Annotated in this window: 17 protein-coding genes; 8 read left to right on the forward strand and 9 right to left on the reverse strand. The window is 67.6% G+C overall.

The features are described 5' to 3' along the window. The first annotated feature begins 14 nt into the window (after window positions 1–14). From ACTHQV_RS07395 to ACTHQV_RS07420, 6 genes are all read left to right on the forward strand, one after another. Window positions 15–1,220: a hydrolase gene (locus ACTHQV_RS07395; protein ID WP_440489246.1), complete on the forward strand. Its 1,206-nt coding sequence runs from the start codon at window positions 15–17 to the stop codon at window positions 1,218–1,220. After that, window positions 1,217–2,230, forward strand: a complete 1,014-nt coding sequence (locus tag ACTHQV_RS07400) for an arginine N-succinyltransferase (protein ID WP_440489247.1) — start codon at window positions 1,217–1,219, stop codon at window positions 2,228–2,230. The genes ACTHQV_RS07395 and ACTHQV_RS07400 overlap by 4 nt, the downstream gene beginning before the upstream one ends. A 2-nt stretch (window positions 2,231–2,232) precedes the next feature. After that, window positions 2,233–3,486 (forward strand): N-succinylarginine dihydrolase, encoded by a 1,254-nt coding sequence (locus ACTHQV_RS07405; protein ID WP_440489248.1) that lies wholly within the window; start codon window positions 2,233–2,235, stop codon window positions 3,484–3,486. A gap of 66 nt (window positions 3,487–3,552) precedes the next feature. Continuing rightward, window positions 3,553–3,774, forward strand: coding sequence for a hypothetical protein (locus ACTHQV_RS07410; RefSeq protein WP_440489250.1), 222 nt, complete (start codon window positions 3,553–3,555; stop codon window positions 3,772–3,774). A gap of 8 nt (window positions 3,775–3,782) precedes the next feature. Next, window positions 3,783–4,580, forward strand: a complete 798-nt coding sequence (locus tag ACTHQV_RS07415) for a TrmH family RNA methyltransferase (protein WP_440489251.1) — start codon at window positions 3,783–3,785, stop codon at window positions 4,578–4,580. 30 nt (window positions 4,581–4,610) lie between these two features. Continuing rightward, window positions 4,611–5,555 carry an arginase family protein gene (locus ACTHQV_RS07420; RefSeq protein ID WP_440489252.1) on the forward strand — a complete coding sequence of 315 codons (945 nt, stop codon included), beginning with the start codon at window positions 4,611–4,613 and terminating at the stop codon, window positions 5,553–5,555. Between the two features lie 4 nt (window positions 5,556–5,559). Here the strand turns inward: ACTHQV_RS07420 and ACTHQV_RS07425 are convergent, their stop codons facing one another. From ACTHQV_RS07425 to recR, 3 genes are all read right to left on the reverse strand, one after another. Further along, complete coding sequence (locus ACTHQV_RS07425; RefSeq protein ID WP_440489254.1) at window positions 5,560–6,978, reverse strand: DNA recombination protein RmuC; 1,419 nt, start codon at window positions 6,976–6,978, stop codon at window positions 5,560–5,562. A gap of 80 nt (window positions 6,979–7,058) precedes the next feature. Next, the gene (gene def, locus ACTHQV_RS07430; protein ID WP_440489256.1) at window positions 7,059–7,583 is read right to left on the reverse strand and encodes a peptide deformylase; all 525 of its coding nucleotides are present in this window, start codon (window positions 7,581–7,583) and stop codon (window positions 7,059–7,061) included. 31 nt (window positions 7,584–7,614) lie between these two features. Then, complete coding sequence (gene recR, locus ACTHQV_RS07435; protein ID WP_440489258.1) at window positions 7,615–8,211, reverse strand: recombination mediator RecR; 597 nt, start codon at window positions 8,209–8,211, stop codon at window positions 7,615–7,617. 54 nt (window positions 8,212–8,265) lie between these two features. Between recR and fmt the strand changes: the two genes are divergently transcribed. Both fmt and truA read left to right on the forward strand, forming a co-directional pair. Beyond that, a complete protein-coding gene (gene fmt / locus ACTHQV_RS07440) occupies window positions 8,266–9,171 on the forward strand; it encodes a methionyl-tRNA formyltransferase (RefSeq protein WP_440489259.1) in 906 nt (301 codons plus the stop codon). Continuing rightward, the gene (gene truA / locus ACTHQV_RS07445; protein WP_440489261.1) at window positions 9,168–9,911 is read left to right on the forward strand and encodes a tRNA pseudouridine(38-40) synthase TruA; all 744 of its coding nucleotides are present in this window, start codon (window positions 9,168–9,170) and stop codon (window positions 9,909–9,911) included. The genes fmt and truA overlap by 4 nt, the downstream gene beginning before the upstream one ends. Window positions 9,912–10,018: 107 nt before the next feature. Here the strand turns inward: truA and ACTHQV_RS07450 are convergent, their stop codons facing one another. The 6 genes from ACTHQV_RS07450 to ACTHQV_RS07475 all read right to left on the reverse strand — a co-directional run bounded on the left by ACTHQV_RS07450 (window position 10,019) and on the right by ACTHQV_RS07475 (window position 16,242). Next, window positions 10,019–11,221 carry a class I SAM-dependent RNA methyltransferase gene (locus ACTHQV_RS07450; RefSeq protein WP_440489263.1) on the reverse strand — a complete coding sequence of 401 codons (1,203 nt, stop codon included), beginning with the start codon at window positions 11,219–11,221 and terminating at the stop codon, window positions 10,019–10,021. Then, entirely contained in the window at window positions 11,212–12,600 is a 1,389-nt protein-coding gene (locus ACTHQV_RS07455) for an NAD(P)H-hydrate dehydratase (protein WP_440489264.1), read from the reverse strand. The genes ACTHQV_RS07450 and ACTHQV_RS07455 overlap by 10 nt, the downstream gene beginning before the upstream one ends. Continuing rightward, window positions 12,597–12,992, reverse strand: coding sequence for a hypothetical protein (locus ACTHQV_RS07460; RefSeq protein ID WP_440489266.1), 396 nt, complete (start codon window positions 12,990–12,992; stop codon window positions 12,597–12,599). The genes ACTHQV_RS07455 and ACTHQV_RS07460 overlap by 4 nt, the downstream gene beginning before the upstream one ends. Window positions 12,993–13,061: 69 nt before the next feature. Beyond that, the gene (gene ilvD / locus ACTHQV_RS07465) at window positions 13,062–14,783 is read right to left on the reverse strand and encodes a dihydroxy-acid dehydratase (protein ID WP_440489267.1); all 1,722 of its coding nucleotides are present in this window, start codon (window positions 14,781–14,783) and stop codon (window positions 13,062–13,064) included. A gap of 8 nt (window positions 14,784–14,791) precedes the next feature. Then, window positions 14,792–15,511 carry an N-formylglutamate amidohydrolase gene (locus ACTHQV_RS07470; protein ID WP_440489268.1) on the reverse strand — a complete coding sequence of 240 codons (720 nt, stop codon included), beginning with the start codon at window positions 15,509–15,511 and terminating at the stop codon, window positions 14,792–14,794. Next, window positions 15,508–16,242: an enoyl-CoA hydratase/isomerase family protein gene (locus ACTHQV_RS07475; RefSeq protein WP_440489270.1), complete on the reverse strand. Its 735-nt coding sequence runs from the start codon at window positions 16,240–16,242 to the stop codon at window positions 15,508–15,510. The genes ACTHQV_RS07470 and ACTHQV_RS07475 overlap by 4 nt, the downstream gene beginning before the upstream one ends. Window positions 16,243–16,315 lie beyond the last annotated feature (73 nt).

Genomic DNA, 16,315 nt, shown 5'->3' on the forward strand with positions numbered 1-16,315 from the left:
GGTTACACCGGGGCATGGATGGGACGTATGAAGACGCCGCTTTGATCGATACGATCGACGCCGCGGCGATGCAGGTACAGGTCGAGCGATGGGTCGCGGTCAATAGCGGCACGCGCAACCTGTCCGGGCTGGCGGTGATGGCCGGGTTGCTGGCCGACGATTTCGCCGCGCTGCCCGGCACGATCGAACTGGTCGATCCCGATCCGGTCGAGACGGTCGACAGCGACGGCAAGGTGCGCGCGATCGATCATGGCCGCCACCTGCTGCTGCGCGTACGGCCCGAAGCGCCGGTGCGGATGCTGTTCACCGGGCATATGGACACGGTGTACGGCGCGGAAAATGCGTTCCAGACCGCGCGATACCTGCCCGACGGCGCGCTGAACGGTCCCGGTGCCGCCGATATGAAGGGCGGTTTGTCGGTGATGCTCGCCGCGCTGAAGGCGGTCGAGGCGGCGGGGATCGGCGACCGCTTCGGCTATGACGTGGTCATCAATTCCGACGAAGAGACCGGGTCGTTCGCCTCCGCCCGGCTGATCGAGCAGTTGGCGGCGAGCAAGGTCGCGGCCTTCACCTATGAACCTGCGCTGCCCGACGGGACGCTCGCCGGCGCGCGCGGCGGGACCGGCAATTTCTCGATCGTGGTCAGCGGGCGCAGCGCGCATGCCGGGCGAAATCCGGAGGACGGGCGCAACGCCATCGTTGCCGCCGCCGATATCGCGCTTCGGCTCAATGCGGTGAAGGGGCCGCGGCTGGCGGTCAATCCGGCACGGATCGAGGGCGGCGGGCCGAACAATGTCGTGCCGGACCATGCGGTGCTGCGCGTCAATTTCCGGCCGCATGGCGCCGATGAAATCGCGCGCGCCCGGTCGCAGATCGATGCGGCGACGGCGATGGCCGCCGCCGCCCATAACGTGGGCGTGATGGTACATGGCAGTTTCAACCGGCCGCCCAAGCCGATCGATGCCGGGGCGGCGAAGCTGTTCGCGCTGGTGCAGGCGGTCGGGCACGACCTGTCGATCCCGATCGGCTGGCGCGACACCGGCGGGGTGTGCGACGGCAACAACATCGCCGCGCAGGGCGTACCGGTGATCGACACGATGGGGGTGCGCGGCGGCGCGATCCATTCGGCGGACGAATATATGATCGTCGACAGCTTGGCCGAACGCGCCGCGCTGTCGGCGGTCGCCATATCGCGTATCGTGGCACAGGGGGGATTGTGACGTTTCGTATCCGCGCAGCACGCGAAGAGGACCTGAAATATCTCTATGAAATGGCGAAGCTGACCGGGGGCGGGTTCACCAACCTGCCGCCCGACCGCAATGCGCTGATGACCCGGCTGGAGCGCAGCGCCATCGCCTTCAGCCACGAGGAGGATGCCCCGCGCGACGAGATATTCGTGCTGGTGCTCGAGAATATCGACACCGGCGAGGTACGCGGCACGTGTCAGGTGTTCACCAAGGTCGGGCAGCGCTGGCCCTTCTATTCCTATCGCGTCGCGACGCTGACCAAGCATAGCGAGGCGCTGGGGCGGACGTTCCGCGCCGATATCCTCAATCTGGTCAACGATCTGGAGGGGGCGAGCGAGGTCGGCGGACTGTTCCTGCATCCCGGTGAGCGCGCCGGTGGGCTGGGGCTGCTGCTTGCCCGGTCGCGCTATCTGTTCATCGGGCGGCATCGCGGGCGCTTTGCCGACCGGGTGCTGGCCGAATTACGCGGGATCATCGACGAGGCGGGCGGATCGCCCTTCTGGGACGGAGTTGCCGGGCGCTTCTTCGGCATGACGTTCCAGGATGCCGACCAGTTCAATGCGATCCATGGCAACCAGTTCATCGCCGACCTGATGCCGCGCCACCCGGTCTATATCGCGATGCTGCCCGAGGCGGCGCGGGCGGTCATCGGCCTGCCCCATCCTACCGGCCGCGCGGCGATGCGGATGCTGGAGAATGAAGGCTTTGCGTATGAGAATTACGTCGACATCTTCGATGGCGGGCCGACGATGACCGCGCGTACCGACCAGATCATGACGATCCGCGACCGGCGCGAGGGGAAGGTCGTGGCCATTGACAATGGCGGTGGCAAGGCGTCGCTGCTGTCGACCGGGCGGCTGTCCGATTTCCGCGCCTGTCTGGGCGAGGTGACGGTGCGCGACGACGGTATCGCGATCGACGCGGAGGCGGCGCGCGCGCTGGGCGTCGAAGTCGGCGACACGCTGTGTCATGTGGGGCGGTGACGATGGTTCGGGAAATCAATTTCGACGGAATCATCGGTCCCAGCCATAATTATGCCGGGCTGAGCCATGGCAATCTGGCGGCGACGCGCAATGCCGGCGAGGTATCGCGCCCGCGCATGGCGGCGTTGCAGGGCATCGCCAAGATGCGCGCGAACCTCGCGCTGGGACTGACGCAGGGGATCCTGTTACCGCATCCACGGCCGGACGCGCGCTGGCTGACGCGACTGGCGACCGATTATGCGAGCGCTGCCCCGCATCTGCAGGCGCAGGCGCTGTCGGCATCGGCGATGTGGGCGGCCAATGCCGCGACCGTGTCGCCGGCCCCCGATACCGCAGACGGACGCTGCCACCTGACCGTCGCCAATCTGGTAACGATGCCGCATCGCAGTCATGAATGGCCGGCGACGCTGAAGCAGGTGGAGCTAGCCTTTGCCGACCAGGCCTTTGCCGTGCACGGCCCGGTGCCCGCGCCGTTCGGCGACGAAGGGGCGGCGAACCATATGCGGCTGTGCGAGACGCATGGCACGGCGGGGATTGAGGTGTTCGTCTATGGCGTGAGCGGTGGTCCCTTCCCCGCGCGCCAACATCGCGAGGCGTGCGAAGCGGTGGCGCGGACACACGGCCTTGATCCTGCGCGGACGCTGTTCGTCCGGCAGTCGGACGCAGCGATCGCGGCCGGGGCGTTCCATAATGACGTCGTCGCGGTCGCCAACGAGCGCGTGCTGTTCGCGCATGAACAGGCGTTCCACGACCGCGACGGCTTCTTCGCCGACCTGCGCGCGGCGATGCCGTCGGTCGAGATCGTCGAGGTGCCGACGGATCGGGTCAGCTTGGCCGATGCGATCGCCTCCTATCTGTTCAATGCGCAGCTGGTGACCTTGCCCGATGGCGGGATGGCGCTGATCCTTCCGGCCGAGGCGCGGGAAACGGAGTCGGTGTGGACGTGGTTGCAGGAACTGGTCGCCGGCAACGGTCCGATCCGGCGGCTGGAGGTGGTCGACGTCCGCGAATCGATGGCCAATGGCGGAGGCCCCGCCTGTCTGCGGCTGCGCGTCGTCGCCGATCCGGCGACGATCGATCCGCGCTTTTTGGTCGATAATGCGAAGCTCGATCGGATCGCAGCGGTGGTCGAGGCGCATTGGCCCGAACGGATCGAACCGGCGGAGATCGGCGATCCGGCACTGATCGATCGGATCGTCGCGGCGCGGCGCGCGCTGCTAGAGGCGCTCGACCTTGTCGGGTTAATTGACAGTTAACCACGTCGCATGGTCCGAAACTCCCGGAAAACTGCCGATGGTACGTAAATTGCGTAATTTGGAACCATGCTGACCCGGCTCAAGAACCTGTTCACGATCAAATCAAAGTTCGAGGCGTTCCTCGTCATCTACGGCCTTGCCGTCGGGGCGGTGGAACGCGGGTTCCACTACATGCAGATGTACCCGGGGATCGCGGGCAAGCTGATGTTCGCGGTGTGCCCGATCGCGGTGTTCATGGCGGGCACGCGCATTCTCGATTCGATCGACGCGGACGGCGAGGTTCGCTAGGGCGTCGCATGCCTCGCGAGATTACCGCCTATTCGAACCCCATGGTGAAGGCCGCGCGCAACCTGCGCGAGAAGCGCCATCGTCGCGATCAACGCCGCTTTCTGGCCGAGGGACTGCGCATCCTGACCGAAGCGCGCGAGGCTGGATGGCTGCCCGCCGAACTCTATTTCGCGAGCGATGCGCCGCATCCGCTGCTGGAAACGCTGATCGAGGAGACCGAGGCTTCGGGCGGCATCGCCATTGCCACGACGGTCGACATCCTTTCCAAACTGTCGGGAAAGGACAATCCGGGGTCGGTGGTCGGCGTCTATGACGAGTTTTCCACCGAGCTTACGGCCATCCATCGGCGCAACGCGTCGCTGTGGCTGGTCGCCGAACGTCTGCGCGATCCGGGTAATTTGGGCACGATCCTGCGTACCGCCGATGCGACCGGTGCCGGCGGGCTGATCCTGATCGACGACTGCGTCGATCCGTTTTCGGTCGAGGCGGTGCGGGCGAGCATGGGGGCGATCTTCACCGTCGCCGTGGCGCGCGCCGACTGGGCGACGTTCAAGACGTGGTTGCGCAGCGGCCCAGGGACGCTGGTCGGGCTGAGTCTCGACACGACGCACGATTATCGCGCGGCGACCTATCCTGATCCGACCTTCCTGCTGACCGGGAACGAGGCGCAGGGAATGCCCGAGCATATGGCGGCGGAATGCGACCTGCTGGTCAAGATCCCGATGCTGGGCAAGGCCGACAGCCTGAACGCGGCAGTGGCGACAGCGGTCATGGCGTACACCGTGCTGGGGCAGCACCGCCCCTGAACCTTTGACGGTGCGGCGCATTCAGCGGGGATGACCCGCCCGACCTTCGCCGCCCTGCCCGCCGCCGAACTCGATACGCTGGGGCGGCCAAGCATCGCGCTGTTCGGGGCGAGCGAGGCGACGCCCTATGACGATGGCGAGCCCAGCCATTCGGCCGATGCACCCGCTGCTGTACGCGCGGCGTCGCTGGGGTTCGCGCGGCAATTGTCGCAGATCGATTTCGATCTGGGGTTCACACCCTTCCCCGATCCGAACGGCGCGCGCGGCGTCGTCGATCTGGGCGATGTCGATACCCGACCCGAGGATGCCACGGGCAATCGCGAGCGGATCGAGGCGACGACGCGCGCGGTGCTGGCGGCGGGCGCGGTGCCGATCCTGCTTGGCGGCGACGATTCGGTGCCGATTCCGTTTGCGGCGGCCTTTGCCGATCACGGTCCGCTGACCGTCGTGCAGATCGATGCGCATGTCGATTGGGGCGATGATATCCGTGGGCAGACGCTGGGCTATGGATCGCCGATGCGGCGGCTGGCAGAGATGCCGCATGTGACCGGCATGGTGCAAGTCGGCGTGCGGGGTCTCGGCAGCGGCGGCGCATGGCAGATCGACGATGCGCGGAACTGGGGAAGCCGGGTCGTCACCGCTTATGACCTGATCCGCGGCGGGATCGATGCCGCGATCGATGCGGTGCCGGCGGGTGGGCGCTATCTGGTGTCGATCGATTGCGACGGGATCGACCCGGCAGTGTTCCCGGCGGTGGCGATGCCGACGCCGGGAGGGTTGCGCTATGAGGAGGTCGTGCTGCTGCTGACCGCGCTGGCCGAGAAAGGCGAGATCGTCGGGCTGGTGCTGGCGGAATATGTGCCGGCGCGCGACGATCCGCACCGGCTATGCGCGATGATCGCGGCGCGGATCGTCGCAGTGACGATGGGGCTGGTGCTCGGCGATAATGGCGAAACGCCGCCGCGACCGGCCTGAGTTTCTATTCCACCGCCGTTTCCTCCGTGCGCTCCTCGCCGGCTTCCTCGGCTTGCGCGATGGCGACGGCGAGCTTGGTCAGCGGACGCGGGGATTGTTCGACGACCGGCAGCGGTTCGATCGACTTGCCGGCAGTATCAATATTCAGCGTCTCGAACCGCTTGGCCGAGGTCATCACCTGCGATTCCAGGCTACCGACGAAGGCGTTGTAGGCGGTGTTGGCGCCTTCCAAATTCTTGCCGAGCTTGGCGACATGCTCGCCCATCTTGGCGAGGCGGGCATGGAGTTCACGGCCCAGCTGCCCGATCTGCCGCGCTTCGCCGGCCAGCTTCTCCTGCCGCCACACCGCCGCGACAGTACGGGCGATGGCGATCAGGTTGGTCGGCGTCGCGATCAGCACGCGGCGGTCAAAGGCATAGTCCCACAGGTCAGGCGCATGTTCGAGCGCGGCGGCAAGGAAATGCTCGCCCGGCACGAACATCACGACATAGTCGGGCGTATCCTCGAACTGCGACTGATAGCTCTTGGCGCCGAGCGCATTTACGTGATTCTTCATCGACGCGACGTGCGCGGTCATGAACGCCGCCCGCTCGATCTCGTCGACCGCACCATGCGCGTCCTGATAGGCATTGAGCGAGACCTTTGCATCAATGACGAGGCTCTTGCCGCCGGGCACCTTGACGATCGCATCGGGGCGCAGCCGCCCGCCGTCGTGATCGACCGATACCTCCATCTGGAAATCGGTATGTTCGGCAAGGCCGCAGGTTTCGAGCACGTTGCGCAGCTGCTGCTCGCCCCAGCGGCCCCGCGCCTTGGGGGCGGAGCGCAGCGCGTTGACCAGCTTGGCCGCCTCGCTCTTCACCGATTCCTGGCCGATGCGCATCGCGTCCATCAGGCCTTTGAGCGTGCCATAGGCTTCCTGCCGCTCGCTCTCGACCTTTCCGATGCTGGCTTCGTAGCGTTTCAGCGTCGCCTCGACCGGGGCGAGCAGCGCCTTCAACTTCATCTCGTTGGTGTCGCCGGCCTGCGCGAAGCGTTCCTGCGCGCGTTGCAGGAAGGATTTCTGTGCGCCGTCGAGCATGATCTGCGCGGTTTCGCGGAATTGCGAGGCCATCGCTTCGCGTGCGTCCTTGAACTCGGTCAGCCGTTCCTCGAACGCCGCGGCATTGGCTTTCAGCGCGGCATGGTCGAGCAGCAGCGCGTCGCGATCGGCGCGGATTTCGGCCAGTTCCTCGCGCAGCGTCGGCACTTCCTTCGCGCGTTCGCTGGCGAGAGCGAGATCGGCGATCGCCTGTTTGAAATCACCCTCGCGCTTGTCGCGTTCCTCGCGAAGCGACTGGACCTGCCGGCTGCCCATCAGCCAGCCGATCGCCAACCCCGCAAGCAGAACGGCGGCGACGATGACGATGACAAGCGGGTCCATGCGATACTCCGGGTGGAACGGACCCGGAACTTACCCCCGCCCCGCCCACCGGACAAGGCGGAGGGGGTTCGGTTCGTCGCTTACGCCGCCTTGCGCGCCTTGTTCAGCTTCTTGATGACCATGTCGCGCTTCAGCCGCGACAGATGGTCGATGAACAGCACGCCGTTCAGATGGTCCATCTCGTGCTGGAGGCAGGTCGCCATCAGCCCGTCGAGCCATTCGTCATGCTTCTCGCCCTGCTCGTCGAGCCAGGTGACGCGGCAGCGCGCGGGGCGGACGACATCGGCATATTGTTCGGGGATCGACAGGCAACCTTCCTGATAGGTCGACAGCTCGTCCGACACTTCCTCGATCACCGGATTGACGAAGGCATGCGGCGCCTTGACCGGCTTGCCCTCTTCGTCTTCCTCGTCCTGCAGGTCGATCACCAGAACGCGCTTGGGCACCGCGACCTGGATCGCGGCGAGGCCGATGCCGGGGGCGTCGTACATCGTCTCGAACATGTCGGCGATTAGCGTCCGCACCTCGTCGGTCACGCCCTCTACGGGTTCGGACACGAGGCGGAGGCGGGGATCGGGAATTTCGATGATCGGGAGAATGGCCATAGCGGCTAGCTAGGTAGCATATTTCCGGCGGTCAAGCGACCGGGCGTCGCGCGCGGAGCGCCTGTGCGAGCGTCCCCTCGTCAAGATAGTCGAGCTCGCCGCCGACCGGCAGGCCATGGGCAAGCTGGGTCAGGCGGACGGGGAATTTCTCGATCCGTTCGGCGATGTAATGGGCGGTGGTCTGCCCCTCCAGCGTGGCGTTCATCGCCAGCACGACCTCGTCGATGCCGCCCGCCGCAACGCGGCCGACCAACGAATCGATGGCGAGGTCGTCAGGGCGCACCCCCTCCAACGCCGACAGCCGACCGCCGAGCACATGGAAGCGACCGGGGAATAGTCGCGCGCGGTCGAGCGCCCACAGGTCGGCGACCTCCTCGACCACGCACAGCGAACGATCGTCGCGGCGTGGGTCGGTGCAGATGGCACACGGATCGGTGGTGTCGACATTGCCGCAGGTCGAACAGGTGGCGAGGTTGCGCGCCACCCGGTCGAGCGCGACCAGCAGCGGATCGAGCGCCGTCTCGCGCTTCTTAACCAGATGCAGCACCGCACGCCTGGCCGAGCGGGGGCCGAGACCGGGAAGGCGGGAGAGCGCCTGCGTCAGCGCATCGATTTCGGGAGAGGCCATCCCACCCAAGATAGGGGGTTGCGCGCGCGGACGCCACGGTGTCGAGAGAGCGGCATGCGGATCATCTTCATGGGCACGCCCGATTTTGCGGTGCCGATCTTTCAAGCGCTGGTCGATGCCGGGCATGACGTCGTCGCGGCATACAGCCAGCCACCGCGCCGGGCCGGGCGGGGCAAGGCGCTGACCCCCTCCCCCGTCCACCGGTTGGCCGAATCGTTGGGGATCGCGGTGCGGACGCCGGAAACGTTGCGCGATCCGACGGTGCAAGCCGAGTTCGCAGCGCTGGATGCCGATGTGGCGGTAGTTGCCGCCTACGGCCTGTTGCTGCCGCGGGTGGTGCTGGATGCGCCGCGGCTGGGATGCCTGAACGTCCATGGCTCGCTGTTGCCGCGCTGGCGGGGGGCGGCGCCGATCCAACGGGCAATCCTTGCCGGCGACATGGAAACCGGGGTCGGCATCATGCAGATGGCGGCGGGGATGGATACCGGGCCGGTGCGGCTGGAAGGACGGACGCCGGTAGGGGCCAAGACCGCGGGCGAACTGGCCAAGGAACTGAGCGCGATGGGGGCGCGGTTGATGCTCGACGTGCTGGCCGATCCCGATGTCTATCCGCCGGTCGAACAGGCGAGCGAGGGCGTGACCCATGCCGCGAAGATCGACAAGAGCGAGGCGCGGTTGCGCTTCGAGGGCAGCGCGGTCGATGCCGAGCGGCAGGTGCGGGCGTTCAACCCGGCACCCGGCGCCTTCTTCGAGCTGAACGGCGAGCGGGTGCGGGTGCTGGCGGCGGAGGTAGTCGACGGGGCCGGTGCGCCGGGCACCGTGATTGACGATATGCTGACCATCGCCTCTGCCAAGGGGGCGTTGCGGCCGACGCTGGTCCAGCGCGCCGGGCGGGGGGCGATGACCCCCGCCGAATTGCTGCGTGGCTTCGCGATCCCCGAGGGTACGCGGCTGGCATGACCCGCTTCGCATTGACGGTCGAATATGACGGACGGCCGTTCGTCGGGTGGCAGCGCCAGTCCGAAGGGGCGAGCGTGCAGGGGTCGATCGAGCGCGCGCTGCTGGAGGTAACCGGCGAGACCGCCGCCGTCCATGCCGCCGGCCGGACCGATGCCGGGGTCCATGCCACCGCGATGCGCGCGCATGTCGATGTCGCCAAGGAGTTCGCGCCGTTCCGGCTGATGGAGGCGCTGAACGCGCGGTTGCGGCCCGATCCGGTGGCGATCCTCGATTGCCAGGTCGTCGCCGACGACTGGCATGCGCGCTTCTCGTGCGTGCGACGGGCTTATGTCTATCGCATCGTCTGTCGGCGCGCGCCATTGACGTTCGAACAGGGGCTGGCGTGGCGGGTACCGCAGAAGCTGGATGCGAGGGCGATGGCCGAGGGGGCGGCGCGGCTGGTCGGGCGGCACGACTTCACGACATTCCGGTCGGCACATTGTCAGGCGGACAGCCCGCTGCGAACGCTCGACCGGCTGGCGGTCGAGCGCGATGGCGACCGGATCGCGATCCATGCCGCCGCCCGGTCGTTCCTGCATCATCAGGTGCGGTCGATGGTCGGCTGTCTGGCGATGGTCGGACAGGGCAAGCGGACGCCCGACGACCTTGCCGACATCCTCGCCGCACGCGACCGGGCCGCGCTATGGCTGAACGCACCGCCCGACGGGCTGTATTTCGTCGGCGCCGATTACCCGGGCTGACAGGTCAAAGTTCACGAAGTTCACACTCGTGCGCGGTTCGCGCCATGCCCGGTTTGGTCCTGTCCCCGCCGCCGGTCATGGATGGCAGATCCGGGCGAGTAGGAAAGTTAGCGGACCAGTCGCGCGACCAGTTCAACATGGGTCGACCAGCGGAATTGGCCGACCGGCTGCACCCAATCTAGCCGGTAGCCGGCCTGAACCAATGTCTTCGCATCGCGCGCGAAGCTGCTGGGATTGCAGGAAACATAGGCGATGACGGGCACGTTCGCCTCGGCCAGTGCCGCTGCCTGTTCGCGTGCCCCCGCACGGGGCGGGTCGAGGATGACGGCGTCGAACCGGTCTATTTCGGCTGGGGTCAGCGGGCGGCGGAACAGGTCGCGATGGTCGGCGACAACCGGTCGGCCAGCGCGCGCGGCAGCGAGTTTCAACGCCATGATCGCCTCGCGCCCCGCCTCTCCGGCATAGGTTCGGGTATTGGACCCGCGCGACAGGGTGAAGGTGCCGAGACCGGCGAACAGGTCGGCGACGATGGCGGCCCCGACGACAGCTTCGTCGACCGCGGCGATCAGCGCCGCCACGCCGTCGCCGGTCGCTTGCAAGAAGCTGCCCGGCGGGAACGGGACGGCCACGCCGCCCAGCGTCACGGTGACGGGTTCGGGTTCCCATCGCGCCTCCGGCCCCATGCCGTCGTCGATCGACAACCGGGCGAGCCCCTGCTCTTGTGCGAAGATTGTCAGCGCTTCGGCGGCGGCAAGCCCTTCTGCCACCTTGCCGATAATGAGCACGTCGACGCCCTGATCGACGCGGGCGAGGTGCACGTCGGCGCGCGTGCGGTCCTTCAGCGCGAGACCAAGCAGGCGGCGCAGCGGCGCGATTGCGTCGAACAGTTCGGGTAGCAAGACATGGCATTCGCGGACGTCGACGATGCGGTGGCTGCCGGCCTCGGTGAAGCCGAGCGTCACCTGCTTGCCGCGGCGGTCGGCATGAAGCGTAGCGCGGCGGCGGGTCTTGGGTGCGGACAGGATTGCCGGACGGATGGTCGCGGTCAGCGATTGCGAGGCCAGTGCCCCGGCGACGCGGTCGGCGACGAAATCGCTTTCCGATCTTATATCAAGGTGTTGCAGCTGACACCCGCCACAGCTTGGGAAGTGCCGGCAGGGCGGTTCGGCGTGATGCGGTCCAGGCTCGATCGATCCATCGCCGAGCAGTCGGTCGCCGGGTGCGGCGAAGGGAACGTGGACACCGTCGGCGGTCACTCCCTCGCCCCGCGCCGCGACGCGGACGATCACATCGTCGTCGATCAGCGACATTCGGCGATCGCCTGTCCGAGATGGTCGATCAGCGCATCGGCGACGAAGGCCGGCCCGGCGAGCCGCGCGGCGCGGCCGTGGAGCCACACCGCCTGTTCGGCAGCGCCAGTGCCGCCGGGACGCAGACGTGCGGCGAGCGTGCCGGCGAGCACGTCGCCGGTCCCGGCGGTCGACAGCCAGGATGGGCCGTGGGTGGAGACGATGGCGGTGCCTTGCGGGCAAGCGATCACGGTATCGGGGCCTTTATGAACGATGGTCGCGCGCGCCTGTAGCGCAGCTTCGCGGGTGCGGTCGATCTTGTTGCCATGCCTGTCACCGAACATGCGGGCGAACTCGCCCTCATGCGGGGTCAGCCAGGTCGGCGCGGTCCGGGCGGCGATGCGTTCGGGGCCGGCCTGCCCGAGCAGCGACAGGGCGTCGCCGTCGATGACCAGCGGCGAGGTGCCGGCGAGTGCCATGTCGAGCAGGGTGCGGGCGTTGTCGTCGCGGCCGAGACCGGGACCAACGAGTATCGCCGCCAGGCGATCGTCGTCTAGCAACACCTGCGGATCGGTGCGGCGGACCAGTGCGTCGGGGCCGCCCTGCCCCGCTTCGTCGCCGGTCAGCACGACATAGCCGGCGCCGGCCGACAGTGCCGCGCGGGCGGCGAGCCTCGCCGCGCCCGGCATTGCGCCGCCGAGTACCGCGATCAAGCCGCGGCTGTATTTGTGCGCGTCGCGGGCGGGTGCGGCGATCGTCGGGCGCAGGATCGTGCGGGTGGTCGCGGGCAGCGCGATGGCGAGGTCGGCGAGGACGACATGGCCCATGCGTCCGGCGTCGGGTCCGGTGACATGGGCGGATTTGAGCGCGCCCAGTGCTACGGTCAGATCGGCACGGCCGGCGCCGGCAAAGGATCGTTCGGCATCGGTGTCGACCCCGCTCGGCAGGTCGATCGCGACGACGAAGGCGTGGGAAGACAATGCGGCAAGGCGATCGGCGACACCGGGGTCGAGCGGGCGGGTGACCCCCGTGCCGAACAGGCCGTCGACGAGGATCGGACGTGGTTCGGCTGCGTCGAGCGACTGAACCGCCCCGGTCCATGCCGTGCGCATTCGCGCGGCGGCGCCATCGGCGTTGCCGGGAAGAGCGGCGACGGTGATGTCATTGCCCCATTGCCGCAAAAGCCTTGCTGCAACAAAGGCATCGCCGCCATTGTTACCGGGTCCTGCAAGGATAAGAATCGGCCGGCCGAAGGCGATACGCTGGACCTGTTGCGCGACGGCGGTGCCGGCCCGCTCCATCAGCGCTTCCTGCGACACGCCGGACTCAAAGGCGGCCGATTCCGCCGCGCGCATCTCGGCGGCGCGCAGTATCGGAGCGTCGGCGGGAAAAAGGGTCATCGCGCGACGGGGCCGACCGTGGCGGGCAGGCGATAGCGCGCATCGCCGACCGCGACCTCGATCCGGTCGTTGCCGATTACAGTGACCTTCGCCGTTTCCGCGCCGTCCGCGGCGACGACGCCGCGCCCGTCGCGGGTAATCCGCAGCCGATGGAAGCCGCCATCAGGCTGGCGCAGCGTCAGGATGGTATCGGTGCCGTCGACGGTACGCTCGATCGTGCAGTCGGCGGCGACCGGGGCGCTACCGGTCGCGCAGTCGATCCGGCCGGCATCGGCATCGGCGGCGGCGGTGCGCTGTCCGGCCTCGACCTTGGCGAGGACATCCGGGTCGGGTCGCCGGTCGCAAGCGGCGAGCAGCAGCGCAGGGATCAGGAGAAGGCGTTTGTCGATCATCGGCGATCGATAGCATAAGCCGGTCGACCGGTATCCCCGCGTCGGCGCAGATACCGGTCGATAGCACGATCAGATATCGGCGTAGACGTGACGCTCGGCCTTGGCGCCGGGATGGGTCACTGCGCCCTGGAACGCCGGGCCGACGGTGGTCGAGTAACGCCACAGCGCGCCTGCCTGATAGTCGTTGACCCGCGGCTGCCACTTCGCGCGGCGGTCGGCGAGTATGTCGGCGGGAACGTCGAGGTCGATGGTGCCGGCCTCGGCATCGATGGTGATGATATCGCCGTCCTCGACCAGCGCGATCGGGCCGCCTTCGGCTGCTTCGGGACCGACATGGCCGATGCAGAAGCCGCGGGTCGCGCCCGAAAAACGGCCGTCGGTGATGAGCGCGACGCTTTCGCCCATACCGAGGCCGTAGAGCGCGGCGGTGGTCGAGAGCATTTCGCGCATGCCCGGACCGCCCTTCGGCCCTTCATAGCGGATGACGACGACCGACCCTTCAGTGATGTTGCGCGCCTCGACCGCGGCGAAGGCGTCTTCCTCGCAATCGAAAACCCGTGCGGTTCCCGTGAATTGCAGCCGCTTCATGCCGGCGACCTTCACGATCGCGCCATCGGGGGCGAGCGTACCGCGCAGGCCGACGACACCGCCGGTCGGCGACAACGGCGTCTTGACGTCGTAGATCACCTTCTGATCCGGGTTCCACGTCACCTCATCGATATTCTCGCCGAGCGTCTTGCCGGTGACGGTCATGCAGCTGCCGTCGAGCAGATCGTTGGCAAGCATCGTCTTCATCAGCATGTAGACGCCGCCGGCCTCGTACATATCCTTGGCGACATATTTGCCACCGGGCTTGAGGTCGGCGACGTAAGGCGTTGATTTGAAAGCCTCGGCAACGTCAAAGAGATCGAAATCTATGCCGGCCTCCGACGCCATCGCCGGCAGGTGCAGCGCGGCGTTGGTAGAGCCGCCGGTCGCCGCCACAACGCGCGCGGCGTTGATGAACGCGGCGCGGGTCGCGATGTCGCGCGGGCGCAGGTTCAAGCGGACCAACTCCATGACCTGTTTGCCGGCCGCGATCGCGATCTCCTCGCGGCTGCGATAGGGCGCAGGCACCATGTTCGAATTGGGCAGCGACAGGCCGATCGCTTCCCCGACGCACGCCATGGTGTTGGCGGTGAACTGGCCACCACAGGCGCCATGACCGGGACAGGCGACTTTTTCGAGCGCGGTCAGGTCGTGCAGCGGGCAGGTGCCGGCGGCGTAGCGACCGACCGCTTCGAACACGTCCACGACGGTGACGTCGCGGTCTTCGAACCGACCCGGCAGGATCGATCCGCCATAGACGAAGATCGACGGCACGTTGAGGCGCAGCATCGCCATCATCATGCCGGGCAGCGATTTGTCACAGCCGGCAAAGCCGACCAGCGCGTCATAGCAATGGCCGCGCACCGACAATTCGACCGAATCGGCGATGACTTCGCGGCTGACCAGCGAGGATTTCATTCCCTGATGGCCCATGGCGATGCCGTCGGTGACGGTGATGGTGTTGAACCGGCGCGGCATGCCGCCGCCCGCCACCACGCCTTCGCGCGCGGCATCGGCCTGGAAATCGAGCGTCGTGTTGCACGGCGCGCTGTCATTGCCAGCGGAGGCGAGCGCGACGAACGGCTTAGCGATATCCTCTTCGGCAATCCCCATCGCGTAATAATAGCTGCGATGCGGCGCACGTTCGGGGCCGACGGAAACATGGCGGCTGGGCAGCCGCGACTTGTCGAATTGCTGGGTCATGCGACAGCCTATTGCGCGGGAGTAGCGTTCAGCGCAAGTCCGTTGCGCACAGCGTCGATCATGTTGGTCAGGATGCTGCACCAATGGTCGACTCCGGCGGGATCGGCGATCAGGTCGTTGCGGATTTCGACCGATAGCGACGGAATGCCCTGCCCATCGGCGTGGCGATCCAAGGTCGCGTTAAGCAAGCGGCCGGAATACGGCTCCTGATCGCCTGTCGGGATGCCTTGCGCACGGAGATAGTCGATGGCGATGCGCGCGGCGCGGTCGTCGCGGCCGTAGAGGATGCCGGCTTCCCATGGACGCGGGTCGCCGCCGGTTTCGAGTTGTGGAGTGAAGCTGTGGATCGCGACGATCAGGCGCGGGCGAGCGCGGCGGACCTGGTCGCGGACCCAGCGGTGATAGGGTGCGTGGAAGCGGGCGATGCGATCGGTGCGGTCGGCATCGATATTGGCGGGGATGGCATGGCCGTCCGATATGGTCGGGATCAGGCCAGGATGATCGCTCTGCCGGTGGAGATCGATCACCAGTCGTGACACGGTGCCGAGGATCGCGGGCGCGTCGAGCCGCGCGGACAGTGCGTGGGTGAGCGGGCCGGCGCCGATATCGACACCGATGTGCAGCGCCAGCAATTCGGGCGCGATGGCGATGTCGGGCGGCACGAACGCCGAGGCATGATCGCAGAGCAGCAGCAACGAGGTGTCGCGGCCGGGAAGATGGTCGGTCATGGAAACTCCGGCGGGCGGCGGGACTGGAAGGCGGCGAGCCCTTCGCACAGTTCGGGACCGGCAAAGGCGGCGTCGAACCGTGCCTCGCCACCGGGTTCGGCGTTCAGGATGCGCTTGAGGCCGCGCACGGCTTGCGGGGCGTTGGCGGCGATGCGGGCGGCGAGCGCCTGAGCGAAAGGCAAGGCTGCGGGGGCACGATGGTGGATCAGACCGATCGCTTGCGCTTCGTCGGCGGCAATGGCGTCGCCGGTGAAGAGTAGCCGGGCGGCATGGCCGCGGCCGATGGCGGCGGTCAGGCGGGCGACGTCGGCGGGCGGGTAGAGGATGCCGAGCCGGGCGGGCGGAACGGCGAAACGGGCGCCGTCGCCGGCAATCGTGATGTCGCAGGCGAGGATCAGCGCGACCGCCGCTCCGAAACAACCGCCATCGACGACGGCCATGACCGGCATCGGCAGCGCGGCGACGCCCTCGATCGCGGCGGACAGGGCTTCGCGAAAGGCGGTGGCGCGGGCGGGAGTGCGTTGCAGTTCGCCGAATTCGGCGATGTCAGCGCCGGCGGAAAAGACGCCGGGCTCGCGCGAGGCGAGCAGGACGGCACGGGCATCGGACGCGACGAGGTGGGCGACGGCAGCGGCGAGGTCGCGCCAATGGCCGGTCGACAGTGCGTTCCTTCTGCCCCCACGCGCCAGCCAGAGGGTGGCGACGTGCCCGTCGCGGGTCAGCTCGATCATCGGGAAAAAGTGGGCGGCGTCCGGAGAGACCGCCCACGGACGATCCGCTCCTGGCGTGTGATCCGCGCCCGTC

The sequence above is a fragment of the Sphingomonas sp. SAFR-052 genome, from assembly GCF_051965015.1.
Taxonomy (GTDB): domain Bacteria; phylum Pseudomonadota; class Alphaproteobacteria; order Sphingomonadales; family Sphingomonadaceae; genus Sphingomonas.

Bases quoted from the DNA above. Each gene is read 5' to 3' on its own strand.
- ACTHQV_RS07420 (WP_440489252.1), top strand. From the start codon at position 4,611: ATGACCCGCCCGACCTTCGCCGCCCTGCCCGCCGCCGAACTCGATACG.
- ACTHQV_RS07475 (WP_440489270.1), bottom strand. From the start codon at position 16,242: ATGATCGAGCTGACCCGCGACGGGCACGTCGCCACCCTCTGGCTGGCG.
- ACTHQV_RS07395 (WP_440489246.1), top strand. From the start codon at position 15: ATGGATGGGACGTATGAAGACGCCGCTTTGATCGATACGATCGACGCC.
- recR (WP_440489258.1), bottom strand. From the start codon at position 8,211: ATGGCCTCTCCCGAAATCGATGCGCTGACGCAGGCGCTCTCCCGCCTT.
- ACTHQV_RS07450 (WP_440489263.1), bottom strand. From the start codon at position 11,221: ATGTCGCTGATCGACGACGATGTGATCGTCCGCGTCGCGGCGCGGGGC.
- ACTHQV_RS07410 (WP_440489250.1), top strand. From the start codon at position 3,553: ATGCTGACCCGGCTCAAGAACCTGTTCACGATCAAATCAAAGTTCGAG.
- truA (WP_440489261.1), top strand. From the start codon at position 9,168: ATGACCCGCTTCGCATTGACGGTCGAATATGACGGACGGCCGTTCGTC.
- ACTHQV_RS07455 (WP_440489264.1), bottom strand. From the start codon at position 12,600: ATGACCCTTTTTCCCGCCGACGCTCCGATACTGCGCGCCGCCGAGATG.
- fmt (WP_440489259.1), top strand. From the start codon at position 8,266: ATGCGGATCATCTTCATGGGCACGCCCGATTTTGCGGTGCCGATCTTT.
- ACTHQV_RS07460 (WP_440489266.1), bottom strand. From the start codon at position 12,992: ATGATCGACAAACGCCTTCTCCTGATCCCTGCGCTGCTGCTCGCCGCT.
- ilvD (WP_440489267.1), bottom strand. From the start codon at position 14,783: ATGACCCAGCAATTCGACAAGTCGCGGCTGCCCAGCCGCCATGTTTCC.
- ACTHQV_RS07470 (WP_440489268.1), bottom strand. From the start codon at position 15,511: ATGACCGACCATCTTCCCGGCCGCGACACCTCGTTGCTGCTGCTCTGC.
- ACTHQV_RS07405 (WP_440489248.1), top strand. From the start codon at position 2,233: ATGGTTCGGGAAATCAATTTCGACGGAATCATCGGTCCCAGCCATAAT.
- ACTHQV_RS07425 (WP_440489254.1), bottom strand. From the start codon at position 6,978: ATGGACCCGCTTGTCATCGTCATCGTCGCCGCCGTTCTGCTTGCGGGG.
- ACTHQV_RS07415 (WP_440489251.1), top strand. From the start codon at position 3,783: ATGCCTCGCGAGATTACCGCCTATTCGAACCCCATGGTGAAGGCCGCG.
- def (WP_440489256.1), bottom strand. From the start codon at position 7,583: ATGGCCATTCTCCCGATCATCGAAATTCCCGATCCCCGCCTCCGCCTC.